The sequence below is a fragment of the Pseudomonas sp. IPO3747 genome (genome assembly GCF_013385245.1).
Classification (GTDB): domain Bacteria; phylum Pseudomonadota; class Gammaproteobacteria; order Pseudomonadales; family Pseudomonadaceae; genus Aquipseudomonas; species Aquipseudomonas edaphica.
Window position 1 is genome coordinate 395989 of sequence record NZ_JACAQL010000004.1, and the last position, 14690, is coordinate 410678.

A 14690-nucleotide genomic window follows, 5' to 3' on the forward strand; every position below is an offset into this window, starting at 1 on the left:
CAACACCTGTCCTCCTAATAAGAAGCGATCAGCACCATGGGTAGAGTTGTTGCGGCAGCCGTTTACAGCGCCGGTAAGAAAGTCACGGATATCACCCTCGACGAAGGCGCCGCCTGGGCCGCCAAACCCGACCATTTTGTGTGGATCGGCCTGGAAGAGCCCAGCGCCCAGGAGCTGGCCAACCTGCAACGCCAGTTCAACCTGCATGAACTGGCCATCGAAGACGCCCTGGAAAAACACAGCCGCCCCAAGCTTGAAACCTTCGGCGATGCGCTGTTTATCGTCACCTACTCACCGGTGCGCGAAAACGGCAAGCTGGAGTTTATCGAGACCCATATCTTCGCCGGCAACGGCTACATCATCACCGCCCGCAACGGCCACTCGGCGTCCTACGGTTTTGTGCGCCAGCGCTGTGAGGCGCGGCCATTGTTGCTGGAGCATGGGGAAGATTTCGTACTCTATGCGCTGCTGGATTTCGTCACCGAAAACTACCAGCCGGTGAGCGAAGCGATCCACGCCGAGATTGATGAGTTGGAGCGCAACGTGCTGTGCAGTTCCCTGAGCGAGCACGATATTCAAAACCTGCACGGCCTGCGCCGCGATGTGCTGCGGCTTAAACGTTATGTGGCGCCGATGGTGGAGATCAGCCAGGAGCTGCAGAAGCTCAGCTTCCCATTTATCGACAAGAATATGCGCCCGTATTTTCGCGATGTGCAGATCCACGTGACGCGGCAGATGGAGGACCTCACTACCCTGCGCGATATCGCCAGCCAGACCATCGAAATCGGTGTGTTACTGGAGGCTTCGCGGCAAAGCGTGGTGCAGCGCAAGTTCGCCGCCTGGGCGGCGATTCTGGCATTCCCCACGGCGGTGGCGGGGATATATGGGATGAACTTCCAGAACATGCCCGAGCTGCAATGGCACTACGGCTATTTTGCGGTGCTCGGGTTTATTGCGGTGGGCTGCACGAGTTTGTGGGCTAGCTTTAAACGCTCGGGCTGGCTTTAAGCCGCAGCCTCTGGCTTGTGGGCGACAAAGCGCATCATCCATTCAGCCACGGTGGCACCGTGGTGGTCACGCGCAAGGCTGGCCACGCCGTGGGTGTAGACCTTTTCGCCCAGGGTTGTCTGAAGAATCTCCAGTAACTCACGGGAATAGTCGTGGATAAACTCCGGGTGGCCCTGGAAGCACAGCACCTGGTCTTCGATGTGGTACGCGGCATACGGGCAAAAATCGCTGGAGGCGATCACCGTGGCGTTGTCCGGCAGCGCGGTGACCTGGTCCTGGTGGCTGATCAGCAAGGTCAATTCTTCCACCACCGGGCTCATCCACGGCGCTTTGGCGTTGAGCTTGTAGTCGTGGATGCCCATGCCCCAGCCTTGGCTGGCGCGCTCGGTCTTGCCGCCCAGCAGCAGCGCGAGTAACTGGTGACCGAAACACACGCCCAGCAACTTGTCGCCACGCTCGTAGCGCTCAAGCACGTAGGTTTTGAGGGTTTGGATCCACGGGTCGGTGCCGAAGGAATCGGCCTTGCTGCCGGTGATCAGGTAGGCGTCAAACACCTCGTCAGCAGGCGGGTATTCGCCCTGCACCACGTTGTAGATGACGAATTCGGCGGCAATCGGTTGCTTGGAGAACAGGCGCTTGAACATCTGCCCGTACCCTTGGTATTGATCGATCAAGCCTGGACGCAGGATATCGGTTTCCAGGATACAGACGCGTAGCGACATAAAAAATACCTGACACGGTGATGGGAATAATGCACAGCCCAGAGCCTGCCTTGAAACACCCCAGCAAAGCAAGTCCCGCCGCGTGACGACCTGTGGGAGCGGGCTTGCCCGCGATAGTGGTGTGTCAGCCACTGCAAATATCGGCTGATATGACGCTATCGCGGGCAAGCCCGCTCCCACAGGGGTTCTCCATCATTCAAAACAGGGCGGTTTGATCAGGCAAATAGTTCACCCCGTGCAGCCTTCTCAAGCAACAACGCTGGCGGTGAGAACCGCTCGCCATATTGCTCGGCCAGGTAACGCGCCCGGGCAATGAAGTCGTTCAGGCCATACTGGTTGATAAACTGCAGCGCACCGCCACTCCACGCGGCAAAGCCAATGCCGAAGATAGAGCCCACATTGGCATCCGCCGTGGACATCAACACGCCCTCCTCCACGCACCGCACGGTTTCAATCGCCTGAATAAACAGTAAACGGTCGCGCACATCCTGCGCTGAGATCTGTTTGCCGGGTTGTTCAAAGCGGGTTTTCAGCTCGGGCCACAGATGCTTGTGCCCGCCTGCGGGGTAGTCGTAAAAACCGCCGCCTGCCGCCTTGCCCGTGCGTTTGTATTCATTCACCAACAGATCGATCACAGCCGTCGCCGGGTGAGCCGGCACTTGCTTGCCTTCGGCTTGCAGATCCTTCGCCGTCTGCTGTCGGATATGGCTCATCAAGCTGAGGGACACTTCATCCGACACCGCCAACGGCCCCACCGGCATACCGGCCTTACGCGCTTCGGTTTCGATCATTGGCGCCGCCACACCTTCGCCGAGCATGGCGATGCCTTCGTTGGTGAAGGTGCCGAACACCCGCGAGGTGAAGAAGCCGCGGCTGTCGTTGACCACGATCGGGGTTTTCTTGATTTGCAGTACGAAATCAAAACCTCGGGCCAGGGTTTCGTCGCGGGTGTGAGCGCCCTTGATGATTTCTACCAGCGGCATCTTGTCGACGGGGCTGAAGAAATGCAGGCCAATGAATTGGCCTTGATCGGACACCGCTGTTGCCAGGCCAGTGATGGGCAAGGTGGAGGTGTTGGAAGCGATCACGGCATCGCTGCCGACCACGCTTTGCGCCGCCGCCGTGACCCTGGCTTTGAGTTCACGGTCCTCATACACGGCTTCGATGATCAGGTCGCAACCGGCCAGGTCGGCATCGGAGGCCGTAGGATGAATCCGCGCCAAGGTGCTTTCCCGGTGTTCGGCGGTCAATTGCCCACGACTGACTTTCTTGTCCAGCAGCGCGGCAGAATGCGCCTTGCCCTTCTCGGCCGCCGCCAGGTTGATGTCCTTGAGCACCACCTCAACGCCCGCACAGGCACTCACATACGCAATGCCCGCGCCCATCATCCCGGCGCCCAGCACGCCCACCTTACGCGTGACATAAGGGGCAAAACCTTTCGGCCGTGAGCTGCCGGCGTTGATCTCATTGAGCTGAAACCAGAAGGTGCCAATCATGTTTTTCGCCACTTGCCCGGTGACCAGCTCGGTGAAGTAGCGGGTTTCGATCAGGTGCGCAGTGTCGAAATCCACTTGGGCGCCTTCTACAGCCGCACAGAGAATTTTCTCCGGCGCGGGGAAGCAGCCATTGGTTTTACTGCGCAAAATCGACGGCGCGATGGCCAGCATCTGCGCAACTTTTGGATTTGACGGCGTGCCGCCGGGGATCTGGTAGCCCTTGGTGTCCCACGGTTGTTTGGCCTCGGGATTGGCCAAAATCCAGGCGCGGGACTTGGCCAGCAGCTCATCGCGATCCGCCGCCAGCTCATTGATCAAACCCGCCTGCAACGCCTGCTGCGGCCGCACTTTTTTACCTTCCAGCAAATACGGCAAAGCCTTCTCCAGCCCCAGCATGCGCACCATGCGCACTACCCCGCCACCGCCCGGCAACAGGCCCAGGGTGACTTCCGGCAGGCCAAGCTGGGTAGATTTGTCATCCAGCGCAACGCGGTAATGACACGCCAGGCAAATCTCCCAACCGCCGCCCAGCGCTGCGCCATTGATCGCGGCCACCACCGGTTTACCGAGAGTTTCCAGGCGCCGCAGTTGCGCCTTCAACACCAGCACGCTGTCGTAGAAAGCCTTGGCGTGGGCTTTGTCGACTTTGATCAGTTCATTGAGGTCGCCACCGGCGAAAAAAGTCTTCTTCGCCGAGGTGATAACCACGCCGGCGATGTTGGCCTTTTCCGCCTCAAGGCGTGTGACGATGGCCGCCATGGCCTCCCGGTACACGCCGTTCATGGTGTTGGCGCTCTGGCCGGGCATGTCGAGGGTCAGCACCACAATCTGGTCCTGGCCTTTTTCGTAACGAATGGCTTCGGTCATGACAAATTCCTTGGGCTCAGAGGCGTTCGATGATGGTGGCGATGCCCATGCCACCGCCGACACACAGGGTGGCCAGGCCGTAGCGCTGCTGACGCGCCTCCAGCTCGTCGAGCAAGGTGCCGAGGATCGCGCAGCCGGTGGCGCCCAGCGGGTGGCCCATGGCAATGGAGCCGCCGTTGACGTTGACTCGAGCGGCGTCTATGCCCATGTCTTTGATGAACTTGAGGACCACGGAAGCAAACGCTTCGTTGACCTCGAACAGGTCGATGTCTTCTACGCGCAGACCGGCTTTGGCCAAGGCCTTGCGCGTCGCCGGTGCGGGACCGGTGAGCATGATGGTCGGGTCGGTGCTGGTCACCGCCGTAGCGACGATGCGCGCCCGTGGTTGCAGGCCCAGTTCACGGCCCTTGGCCTCGGAGCCGATCAGCATCAACGCAGCGCCGTCGACAATGCCGGAGCTGTTGCCGGGCGTGTGTACATGGTGGATACGCTCCACATGGCTGTAGACCCGCAGCGCGGTGGCGTCGAACCCCATCTGCCCCATCATTTCGAAGCTTGGCTTGAGCTTGCCGAGGCCTTCGAGGGTGGAGTCACTGCGGATAAATTCATCATGGTCCAACAGCACGATGCCGTTCTGATCCTGCACCGCAATCAGCGACTTGTTGAAGGAACCGTCTGCACGCGCCCTGGCCGCTTTCTGCTGGGACTGTAGGGCGAAGGTGTCGACGTCCTGGCGGGTGAAGCCTTCGAGTGTAGCGATCAGGTCCGCACCAATGCCCTGTGGCGTGAAGTGGCTGTGCAGATTGGTCTGCGGGTCGAGCACCCAGGCGCCGCCGTCGCTGCCCATAGGCACGCGGGACATGGACTCGACACCGCCGACCACCACCAGGTCTTCGAAGCCCGAGCGCACTTTCATTGCGCCAAGGTTCACCGCTTCGAGGCCCGAGGCGCAAAAGCGGTTGATCTGCACGCCAGCAACGCTGACGTCCCAGTCGGCCACCAGTGCAGCGGTCTTGGCAATGTCGGCGCCCTGGTCACCCACCGGGGTGACGCAGCCAAGGACGATGTCATCTACCTGGCGCGTGTCGAGGTCGCTGCGTTGCGCCAGCGCCGTCAGCAGGCCCGCCACCAGGTTGACCGGTTTGACGCTGTGCAGGGCACCATCGGCCTTGCCTTTGCCACGGGGCGTACGTATCGCATCAAAGATCAAAGCTTGGGTCATGACATCCTCGAGCAGCCAGTGCGTGTGTGCCTACCTTCAGGCCCGATTGACACGGTTTCAATGACCGATGCGCTCATTGCTTTTGACCCCCTCGCTCGGACGAACGGTAGGCAGCTATGGGAAACCGCTGATTAATCGTTTTAGCTGTCTAGCCCTAGGGCTGGCGCCAAGATGGCACTAAGCCTCATGCCGTTTTTAGCGCAAATACTGATTAGCTGATATGAAATGGATCTAAGCCGCGAAGAACGAGGGCTCTAAGGTTGAATCAGTAGGAAGCTGCTGCCGGGTTTTGCTGGGGCAGTTGTAAGAAAAGTGCAACGTCACATCGCGATACTGAAATTTATCGGCACGCATTTGACGCTCAGGAATAACAACAAAAGGCAGTCAGCCATGTTTAAACATTCGAAAGTACGTCAGGCGGGACTTATTCTGTTCGCCACCACACTGATTCTGATCCTGCCCAATTTAACCAAGGTTATCGGGTGACGATTCAGCCTCCAGATTCCGTGCACACACAGCACCAGGACTGCAGCTTTTGGCAGCACCTGCCAGGACATTGCGCATAGCGGTCCTGTTGCAGGGGCTGTCTTTTTGCGCGCAGCTTTCCGGTATTGTGGGCGCCACCGCCACCTAGAACCGGGCTCTCCCTTGAAACCGATCCTTGCCTTCCTCGCTTTGCTGTTGGCCCTGCCGGCAACGGCCGCGCAATTGACCATCGAACTCGACCACACCCGCAAGACCTGGCAGACCGCTGAGCTGCTCAAGCACCCGGATGCGCAGACGGTGCAGATCGTCGATGACGTTTCCTACAAGCGCACTATGACCTATCGCGCCGTGCCGCTGGCCTCTCTGCTACCGGGTCTCACGCCTGCGAACCATCTGCAAGCCGTGGCCCTGGATGGGTTCGCCGCAGAACTGACAGCCGCGCCGCTTCTGGAGAAACACGGTGCCCGCGCCTGGCTGGCAGTGGAAGACCCGGCCCAGCCGTGGCCTGCACTGGCAGACGGTAAACCGAGTGCCGGGCCGTTTTATCTGGTATGGACCGACCCGCAAGCCGGGCATATCAGCCCTGAACAGTGGCCGTTCCAGGTGTCCGAGATCAAGCAATTGAAGACGGTGGCTGAGCGTTTTCCGGCCTTGTTGCCTGACCCGAAGTTGGCGGCGAATGACCCGGTCAACCAGGGCTTTGCGCTGTTTCAGAAGAATTGCCTGGCGTGTCATCGGCTCAATGGCGCCGGCGATGCGCAGGTGGGGCCGGACTTGAATATTCCCTACAACCCCACCGAGTATTTCAGCGGGGATTTCCTCAAGCGTTACATCCGCGACCCGCAGAGCTTGCGGCATTGGCCACAGGCGAAGATGCCGGCGTTTAACGCCAGTGTGCTGCCCGATGGCGAGTTGGATTTGCTGGTGGGGTACTTGAAGCATATGGCGGGGCGTAAGCAACAACCCTAAGCCCATCACAAATCCAATGTGGGAGCTGGCTTGCCTGCGATAGCGGCCTGCCAGCCCGCACAGGTGTAGCTGACCCACTGCTATCGCAGGCAAGCCAGCTCCCACACTTAAAGTGCTGTGCCTATTGCTGCTGCACCGAAATCACCGGCGTCGGCGCCACGAACACCTTGGCATGCATTTGCTCATGCCCACCGCCTCTGCGCATACCGCGCACCGGGCAGGCGTCGAGGTAATCCAAACCTACGGCCAGCTTCAAATGCCGCTCCGGTCGGGCCAGTTGGTTGGTCACATCAAAGCTGTACCAGGCGTCATCCAGCCAGGCTTCGGCCCAGGCGTGGCTCGCCAGGTGCGTGCTGTCTTCGGTGTACAAATACCCCGACACATACCGCGCAGGTATCCCCAGGCTGCGCGCGCAGGCCAGGAACGCGTGGGTGTGGTCCTGACACACGCCTGCACGCCCGGCAAAGGCCTGGGCCGCGCAGGTGTCGACTTCGGTGGCGCCAGGCGTGTAGACCATTGATTGGTTGAGCGCGTGCATCAGGTCGATCAACGCGTTGCGATCGCGACGTTGCTGGCAGTGCTGTTGCGCAAAACCCAGCAATGCTTCATCGGGTTCTGTCAGGCGCGTGCTGCGCAGGAACGGAAACGCTGACTGGTTCTCGTGTTCCGCCTCACGCAACTCGTCGATATCCACCTGGCCTCGGGCGCCAATAATGATCGCATCGTGGGGCTCATCCAGGGTCAACACGTGCAGGATATTGCCGAACGGGTCGACTTGCGCGCGCACCGGGCGCGGCAAATCCAGCTGCCAGCTGATCACATGCTGGCGCTCGCTGTCGTGGGGCGTAAGGCGCAGGTACTGAATGCTGGCGCGCACCTGGTCTTCGTAGTGGTAGGTGGTTTCGTGGCTGATGGAGAGTCTCATGCGGCCTCCAGGTAGGAACTGTAAATGGCGTCGCCCAACTGGCGCACCAAGGGGATGAAGTCGGTCAGCCAGGCGTGCAGGCCTTCCTCGATGATTTCGTCAATGGCGGTAAAGCGCAGGCGCGCGTCCATCTCGGCGGCCAGGCGCTGGGCCGGACGGCCGTTGATGCCGGGCAGGCTGGCGAGGATCTGGTCGATCTCTTCGCTGCACGCCCTTAATGAGCGCGGGACGTCGGCGCGTAGCAACAGTAATTCAGCCACTTGCCGGGCGCCGGGCGCGTCGCGGTAGATCTCGGTGTAGGCCTCGAACGACGACAAGGCGCGCAGCAGGGCGCTCCACTGATAGTAGGCGTGGGCCGTGCCGTCGGTGACGACGGCTGCTTGGTCACCGGCCATTTCGTAGCGAGCGTCAAGCAGCCGCAGGGTGTTGTCGGCGCGTTCGATAAAGGTGCCCAGGCGAATAAAGCGAAACGCATCGTTACGCATGATGGTGCCGTAGGTGGCGCCCCGGAACAGGTGCGAGCGCTCCTTGACCCATTCACAAAAACGGCTCATGCCATAACGGCTAAGCCCTTGCCGGGCGATATCGCGAATATCCAGCCAGGTGGTGTTGATGTTTTCCCACATGTCAGCGGTAATTCGCCCGCGCACCGCATGGGCGCTGGCCCGCGCGGCGCCGAGGCAGCTGTAGATGCTCGCCGGGTTGGCCGCGTCCAGTGCGAAAAAGTGCAGCAGGCGCTCGGCATGCAACTCACCGTGACGCGCGTGGTAATCATCGAGGGTGCCGGTGATCAGCAGCGGCATGGCCAGTTCGTGCAGGCCATCGCCGCGTCCATCCTGGGGCATCAGCGACAGCGAATAGCTGACATCAAGCATGCGCGCGAGGTTTTCCGCGCGCTCCAGGTAGCGAGACATCCAGTACAAATCCGAGGCAGTTCTACTCAACATGGTTCAATCCTCGACCACCCAGGTGTCTTTGGTGCCGCCGCCCTGGGACGAGTTGACCACCAGCGAACCTTCACGCAGCGCTACGCGGGTCAGGCCGCCGGGGACCACGCGGGTTTCCTTGCCGGACAAGACGAACGGGCGCAGGTCGATATGCCGTGGCGCGATGCCGTTTTCAACAAAGGTCGGGCAGGTGGATAAACACAGGGTCGGCTGGGCGATATAGGCGTGGGGTTTGGCCTTGATACGGGCGCGGAAGGCTTCGATTTCCGCCGCAGTGGAGGCTGGGCCGACCAGCATGCCGTAGCCGCCGGAGCCTTGGGTTTCCTTGACCACCAGATCCGGCAGGTTGGCCAGCACGTGGGACAATTCATCAGGCTTGCGGCATTGAAAGGTCGGCACGTTCTGCAGGATCGGTTCTTCATCCAGGTAAAACCGGATCATCTCGGTGACAAACGGGTACACCGATTTGTCATCCGCCACCCCGGTGCCGATCGCATTGGCCAGCACCACATTGCCCGAGCGGTATGCGGCCAGCAGGCCGGGCACGCCGAGCATCGAGTCGGGGTTGAAGGCCAGCGGGTCGAGGAAAGCATCGTCGAGGCGACGGTAGATCACGTCCACCGCCTTGGGACCGTCGGTGGTGCGCATGAACACACGGTCATCACGCACGAACAGGTCGGCGCCCTCCACCAGTTCCACGCCCATCTCACGAGCCAAAAAGGCATGCTCGAAAAACGCACTGTTGAAACGCCCCGGTGTCAGCACCACCACGCTTGGGTTATCCAGTGGGCTTGAGCTTTTCAGGGTGTCGAGCAGCAGGTTGGGATAGTGGTCGATGGGCGCAATGCGCTGGGCCGCAAATAGTTCCGGGAACAGGCGCATCATCATCTTGCGGTCTTCGAGCATGTAGCTCACACCGCTTGGCGTGCGCAAATTGTCTTCCAGCACGTAGTACGTGCCGTCACCGTCGCGCACGAGGTCGACGCCGGAGATGTGGGAATACAGATCACGGTGCAGGTTCAAGCCCTGCATGGCCAGTTGGTATTGGTCATTGGCCAGCACTTGTTCGGCGGGGATGATGCCGGCCTTGATGATGCGTTGCCCGTGGTACAGGTCGGCCAGGAACAGGTTCAGCGCCTTGACCCGTTGAATGCAGCCACGCTCGACCATCCGCCATTCACTGGCGGGAATGCTGCGTGGGATGGTGTCAAACGGGATCAGGCGCTCGGTGCCCTGCTCGTCCCCGTAAAGGGTGAAGGTGATGCCGGCACGGTGGAACAGCAAATCGGCTTCACGCCGACGTTGCGCGAGCAGTTCGGCGGGCGTATCAGCCAACCAGCGGGCGAACTCGCGGTAATGGGGCCGGACCTGCCCTGCCCCGTCGTACATTTCATCGTAATAAGTGCGGGTCATGCCGTACTCCTTGTCACTCGGACGCAAGCCGTGTTGCAAGGCCCGCGCCATCGGCATAAACACTTAAAAATCAGTGAGTTGAATAAATAACGGAATCCACTCGCACCTTCCTGGTGCGTAGAATGCCCGCCGTCACGCCCCGCGCTTCATCGTAATGCGGGTTTTGACTATCAACAGCATAGCCAGAGTTGATTTCACTGCCCGCCCACGCTTGCGGATAATCACCCCCATCGGCTGAACAGGACACGTCCTACAGTTTCAGCGAACCGCTCTTCCCTTTGGGCCACCCTGTTTGGGTGGCTTTTTTTTGGTGCAAGAAAAGTGAGGTGGCGGTTAGGAGATTTCATACAGCACACACAAAAACGGCCGACCCTAAGGTCAGCCGATACGCTGCTTTACTCATACAAATCGCACTACATGGGTAACCCACGCACCTCCTGCTTGACGCCCCATCCCTCGATGATGCCGCCCAGCGGTTCCACCACCGCCTCAAAGTCTTGCTCGAAGTCTCCTATGCCGTCGTAGGTTGCGAACATGATTTTGCTCAATTCCAGGTACCAGGCGCCATCGTCGCGCGCGCTGACCTGGGCATTCAGGGATTCCCCGCGAAAGCGACCCGCAGCCCTGCGCGCACGTTCCTCATCCGGGAAAATGGCGTAGAACTCGATGGGGTGAAAACGCGAGAAGTCGAACCCGCCTTCTTTCATCCGGCGCAGTACGTTGGTGCTGATGTCTTCTTGATAGGCTGTGCTCATGAAACGTCCTCCTCAAACCGATGGATAGACTTTCCGTGCTTCCCGAAGCCCGCGCCCTACTGGCGCGGGAGCTACGACAAATACAACACCGTTGGAAAACAAGCCTGTAGCTGACAAGACCAAACCTTAGCGATTCATTCGCTGATCTCAATTGCAGAGTAGCGCGAAGCTATCACCTCCACCAGAGGGGTTTCGTGGTCCTACAGGAAATGTTCAGGCGGCGGGTGAGATGTCGAGGATTTGAATACTGTTCTGATCTTTGAGGATCTTGACCGTCGGCTCGGGCTTGCGGCCCTCCAGGTCATTGAGATCAAGTTCGGCGGCCACGGGCACGAGCTTGTTGCGGATCATGTGTGCCGCATCTTCGAGGCTGGGCTTTTGCGCGCAGGCGAACTGCTCCACGGTCTTTACACCGTGATCATCTACGAAGGTAATCTGCCACGTTTGCATCGGTGCCTCCTCGATAAAGCCCATGTGTGGGCTCACATCTATCTGGACCTTGAGCGGTCGGCAAACGTTCCACTCAAGGCCTCGGGCACCGGATCAACTGCGCTTATTTTTCAGCGTGTTCTTTCAAGGCTTTCAAGGTGTTAAACGGTGCGTCCACCACGAACTTGTTGGCCAGCCACGATGGCACGCTGCCGCCTGGCTCGGTGTGCACCTGGTAAGTGACTTCGGTCTGGTTATCGCCCTTTGGCACCAGTTTCCAGTAACCGTCCACTTGGGCTACGCGCACGTAACCTTTGACTTCGGGCTGATAAGTCGGCACTTCCAGCAGTTTGCGGGTCACGGTGCCGTCGGCGGCCTTGGAGGTGGTGATCTCCAGGATCGAGTCGCGGTCGGTCACCGGAAACGGCGCCTTGAACTGAGTGTAGGTCCAGCTCTTGTCACCTTCGGTCTTGAGCAGTTTTTGCGATTTGCATTCGTGGATCCAGGCGCAGGCACCGGCCACGTCTTCCTGCAGGGCCTGGATCTTGGCGACGGGGGCTTTGATCAGGGTGACACCGCGATAAGCCTTGTACTTGGAGCCGGCAATTTCGCTCAAGGACACTTTGATACCGTCTTCGTCCTTGGCGACTTGCCAATCTTCAGCCTGGGCAGTGGCAGCAAACAACACCGTAAAACCGCACAACACAGCCAATCGTTTCAACGAACCCATTGTTGTATTCCTTATTTTTGAAGTTCCGATAGTAAAGCCCATCAAGCCGCCGTCATCTGCTCCCACCAGCCGATCAAACGGATCGCATCGGCCTGATCATTGCCGCACACCTCAAGGTCTGCCTTGAAATCACTGCACACCGCCGGCCGCTCCGGTTGCCCGAACAGCTGGCATAGCTGTTCGACCGACAGGTGCAGGCAACGTTCTCCCGCAGGTTTGCCATTGGGCATTCCCGGTAACGGTGAACTGATGGAGGGGGCAATGCAGCATGCGCCACAGCCTTCACGGCATTTCATGACCGGCAGGTCCTCGACGACTCAATATGGATGGCCGGGCTAGAGTACGCCCTTAAACAGCCGTTTTAAAATGGTCTAACAGGGGTTTTTCGCACAAAACAAAAGTGACCGACCAGTCTGCGACAGATGGTCGAGGGCGTGCGTCACCTAAGCGCGCAATTTTATTGCTTGAATTCGAAATCCAGCGCAGCGCCTTCAATGTCGCGGCGCTCTTCGTTACGCAGCTGCAACTGCATCTGGTTGCTCAGTAGGCGGCCATTGATCTGGAACGCGCTGTTGTCGGTGGGTTTTTCCGCAAACATCGGCGGCAACAGCGGCACGCTCTTGGGTTTAGGCATAGTGCCGAGGGGCTGCAAGTGCCTGACCATTTCGGTTGGCAAGGACAGGTCCAACTGTGCCGGTGGCAGTTTGGTCTGGGCTACTTCGTGGGCAGATTTGGATTTACTCGCCACCGGTGCACGTTTTTTCACGACGCCGGTTTTTTTCTTGGCCGCCGGGGCTTTTTTAACCGGCGCCGGTTTCTTCGCCGAAGTCTTCTGCTGGCTATTGGCTGCGGGCTTGCTTTCAGTCACGGGGGCTGCCGCCAGGACGATGCCGACGTTACACAGACTCAACAGGCCAATTACCACAACAGCACGAAAAATAGAGGTCATATTGCCTACAGCATTAACGGCAGAGGGCCATATGCTCGCTTGTTGAACGCGGCATGACAAGCCTGCTGATCAGTCGGTCAACATGAGTGTCCCCTTTACGCGCCTCAGCCCTGGTTCAAAACCCGGCCGCAGTTTCCTGGCACAACTGGCTGGCCAACATCCCCAGCGTCATCAGCGCCCGCTCTGCCTCACGGTTCCACGGCGTGCCGCAGTTAAGGCGAATACAGTGGTTAAACTGTTCCGTATTACTGAAGATGACTCCCGGTGCAATGCTGATGCCCTGCTGCAGCGCACGCACGTGCAGTTCCTGGGTATTGACCCTGCCGGGCAAACTGACCCACAGGATAAAGCCGCCGGTCGGCCGGGTCATCTGCGTGCCTTCGGGGAAATACTGCTGCACCGCCAGCTGGAATGCGCTGAGGTTCTTGCGGTATTCCTGGCGGATGTAGCGCAGGTGCCGGTCGTAGCCACCGTTCTCCAGGTACGCCGCCACACCCATCTGGGTGACGCTGCACGCCGAGTGGGTGCTGAACATTTGCAGCCGCTGGATTTCCTGCTGGTACTTGCCGGCAATCATCCAGCCGATGCGCACGCCGGGGGACAGGGTTTTGGAGAAACTCGAGCAGTAGATCACCCGATCCAGGCGGTCATAGGCTTTGAGCGCCTTGGTGCGGCCCAGTTCGAACATCAGCTCGCCGTAGATATCGTCCTCGACGATCTGGATATCGAAATCCGAGGCCAGGCGCAGCAACTGTTTCTGCCGTTCCTCGGGCATGGTCGCGCCCAGCGGATTGCTCAGGCGCGTGGTCAGCACCAAGGCCTTGATCGACCATTGGTTGGCCGCCAGTTGCAGCGCCTCAAGGCTCATGCCCGTAGCCGGGTCGCTGGGGATCTCGATGACTTTGAGGCCCAGCAGGTCGGCCAGTTGCAGCAAGCCGTAATAGGTCGGTGATTCAGCCGCGATGAGGTCGCCCGGACGGGTCAGTACGCGCAACGACATCTGCAACGCATCAACGCACCCGTGGGTGATCACCACTTCGGAGGGGTCCACTACCACGCCAGCATCGCGCATGCGAATCGCCACCTGGCGGCGCAATGGTTCAAAACCCGGGCTGAACATGTAGCTGAAGGCCCGTGGGCTTTGGAAGCGCGTGACCTTGGCCAGTTGCTGGTGCAACGCGCGCACCGGCAAATAATCGACACTCGGCACGGCCGCACCCAACGGGAACACGCCTTCGCGGCGCGACTCGACCAATACCTGCTGGATAATGCTGCTGCGCGTGACCAACCCCGGACGCTCAACCCGGGCGATATCCGGCGTCGGCGCCGTGAGCGCAGGCGTCTGGTGCACGTAATAACCCGACTGCGGCCGCGCGCGGATCAGCCCCTGGTCTTCCAGGTTCGCATACGCCTGCAACACCGTGGCGTGGCTGACGTTGAGCTGTGAGCTCATCTTGCGCACCGAAGGCACGCGCTCGCCGGGTTGATAGACACCGCGCCGGATGTCCTCAGCCAGTTGCTGGGCGATACGTTGGTAAAGCAACAGATTGGTCATGACGCAGCACTCGATTTCACGGGTATTTTATTTTTGTGTGAAACATACCGGCACAGTTTAGAAGTGTACGGGGACAGTTGCCACAATAGTCGAGCGCGGGCGGCAGTGATAGAGAAAACTGTAGGGGCAAGGTGCATAAAAAAACCGATCAATGATCGGTTCTGTGTGTACGCGGCAACCTGTGGGGGGCTGGCTTGCCTGCGATAGTATCGCCTCG

Annotated in this window: 14 protein-coding genes; 2 read left to right on the forward strand and 12 right to left on the reverse strand. The window is 59.6% G+C overall.

Annotated elements, in window-relative coordinates:
* Positions 1 to 36 precede the first annotated feature (36 nt).
* Positions 37 to 1008 carry a magnesium and cobalt transport protein CorA gene (locus HX790_RS08745; RefSeq protein ID WP_099548771.1) on the forward strand — a complete coding sequence of 324 codons (972 nt, stop codon included), beginning with the start codon at positions 37 to 39 and terminating at the stop codon, positions 1006 to 1008.
* Here HX790_RS08745 and HX790_RS08750 read toward each other — a convergent pair.
* From HX790_RS08750 to HX790_RS08760, 3 genes are all read right to left on the reverse strand, one after another.
* Complete coding sequence (locus HX790_RS08750) at positions 1005 to 1730, reverse strand: amidotransferase (RefSeq protein ID WP_017138323.1); 726 nt, start codon at positions 1728 to 1730, stop codon at positions 1005 to 1007. The two genes, HX790_RS08745 and HX790_RS08750, sit on opposite strands and share 4 nt — an antisense overlap.
* A 215-nt stretch (positions 1731 to 1945) precedes the next feature.
* Positions 1946 to 4093: a 3-hydroxyacyl-CoA dehydrogenase NAD-binding domain-containing protein gene (locus HX790_RS08755; RefSeq protein ID WP_176991435.1), complete on the reverse strand. Its 2148-nt coding sequence runs from the start codon at positions 4091 to 4093 to the stop codon at positions 1946 to 1948.
* A 16-nt stretch (positions 4094 to 4109) separates the two neighbouring features.
* Entirely contained in the window at positions 4110 to 5315 is a 1206-nt protein-coding gene (locus HX790_RS08760; protein WP_176991436.1) for an acetyl-CoA C-acetyltransferase, read from the reverse strand.
* 648 nt (positions 5316 to 5963) lie between these two features.
* Between HX790_RS08760 and HX790_RS08765 the strand changes: the two genes are divergently transcribed.
* Positions 5964 to 6770, forward strand: coding sequence for a cytochrome c (locus tag HX790_RS08765; protein ID WP_017138326.1), 807 nt, complete (start codon positions 5964 to 5966; stop codon positions 6768 to 6770).
* Between the two features lie 121 nt (positions 6771 to 6891).
* Here the strand turns inward: HX790_RS08765 and HX790_RS08770 are convergent, their stop codons facing one another.
* From HX790_RS08770 to HX790_RS08810, 9 genes are all read right to left on the reverse strand, one after another.
* Entirely contained in the window at positions 6892 to 7695 is an 804-nt protein-coding gene (locus HX790_RS08770; protein ID WP_170040894.1) for a transglutaminase family protein, read from the reverse strand.
* Positions 7692 to 8642 carry an alpha-E domain-containing protein gene (locus HX790_RS08775; protein WP_017138328.1) on the reverse strand — a complete coding sequence of 317 codons (951 nt, stop codon included), beginning with the start codon at positions 8640 to 8642 and terminating at the stop codon, positions 7692 to 7694. The genes HX790_RS08770 and HX790_RS08775 overlap by 4 nt, the downstream gene beginning before the upstream one ends.
* A 3-nt stretch (positions 8643 to 8645) precedes the next feature.
* Entirely contained in the window at positions 8646 to 10055 is a 1410-nt protein-coding gene (locus tag HX790_RS08780; protein ID WP_017138329.1) for a circularly permuted type 2 ATP-grasp protein, read from the reverse strand.
* Between the two features lie 413 nt (positions 10056 to 10468).
* Complete coding sequence (locus HX790_RS08785; protein ID WP_003193463.1) at positions 10469 to 10810, reverse strand: ribonuclease E inhibitor RraB; 342 nt, start codon at positions 10808 to 10810, stop codon at positions 10469 to 10471.
* 213 nt (positions 10811 to 11023) lie between these two features.
* Positions 11024 to 11260 (reverse strand): hypothetical protein, encoded by a 237-nt coding sequence (locus tag HX790_RS08790; protein ID WP_026013791.1) that lies wholly within the window; start codon positions 11258 to 11260, stop codon positions 11024 to 11026.
* 103 nt (positions 11261 to 11363) lie between these two features.
* A complete protein-coding gene (locus HX790_RS08795) occupies positions 11364 to 11969 on the reverse strand; it encodes an START domain-containing protein (protein WP_017138332.1) in 606 nt (201 codons plus the stop codon).
* A 41-nt stretch (positions 11970 to 12010) separates the two neighbouring features.
* Positions 12011 to 12265, reverse strand: coding sequence for a YkgJ family cysteine cluster protein (locus HX790_RS08800; RefSeq protein ID WP_017138333.1), 255 nt, complete (start codon positions 12263 to 12265; stop codon positions 12011 to 12013).
* A 161-nt stretch (positions 12266 to 12426) separates the two neighbouring features.
* A complete protein-coding gene (locus HX790_RS08805) occupies positions 12427 to 12918 on the reverse strand; it encodes a translation initiation factor 2 (RefSeq protein ID WP_176991437.1) in 492 nt (163 codons plus the stop codon).
* 115 nt (positions 12919 to 13033) lie between these two features.
* Positions 13034 to 14473, reverse strand: coding sequence for a PLP-dependent aminotransferase family protein (locus HX790_RS08810; protein WP_017138335.1), 1440 nt, complete (start codon positions 14471 to 14473; stop codon positions 13034 to 13036).
* Between the last annotated feature and the right edge of the window lie 217 nt (positions 14474 to 14690).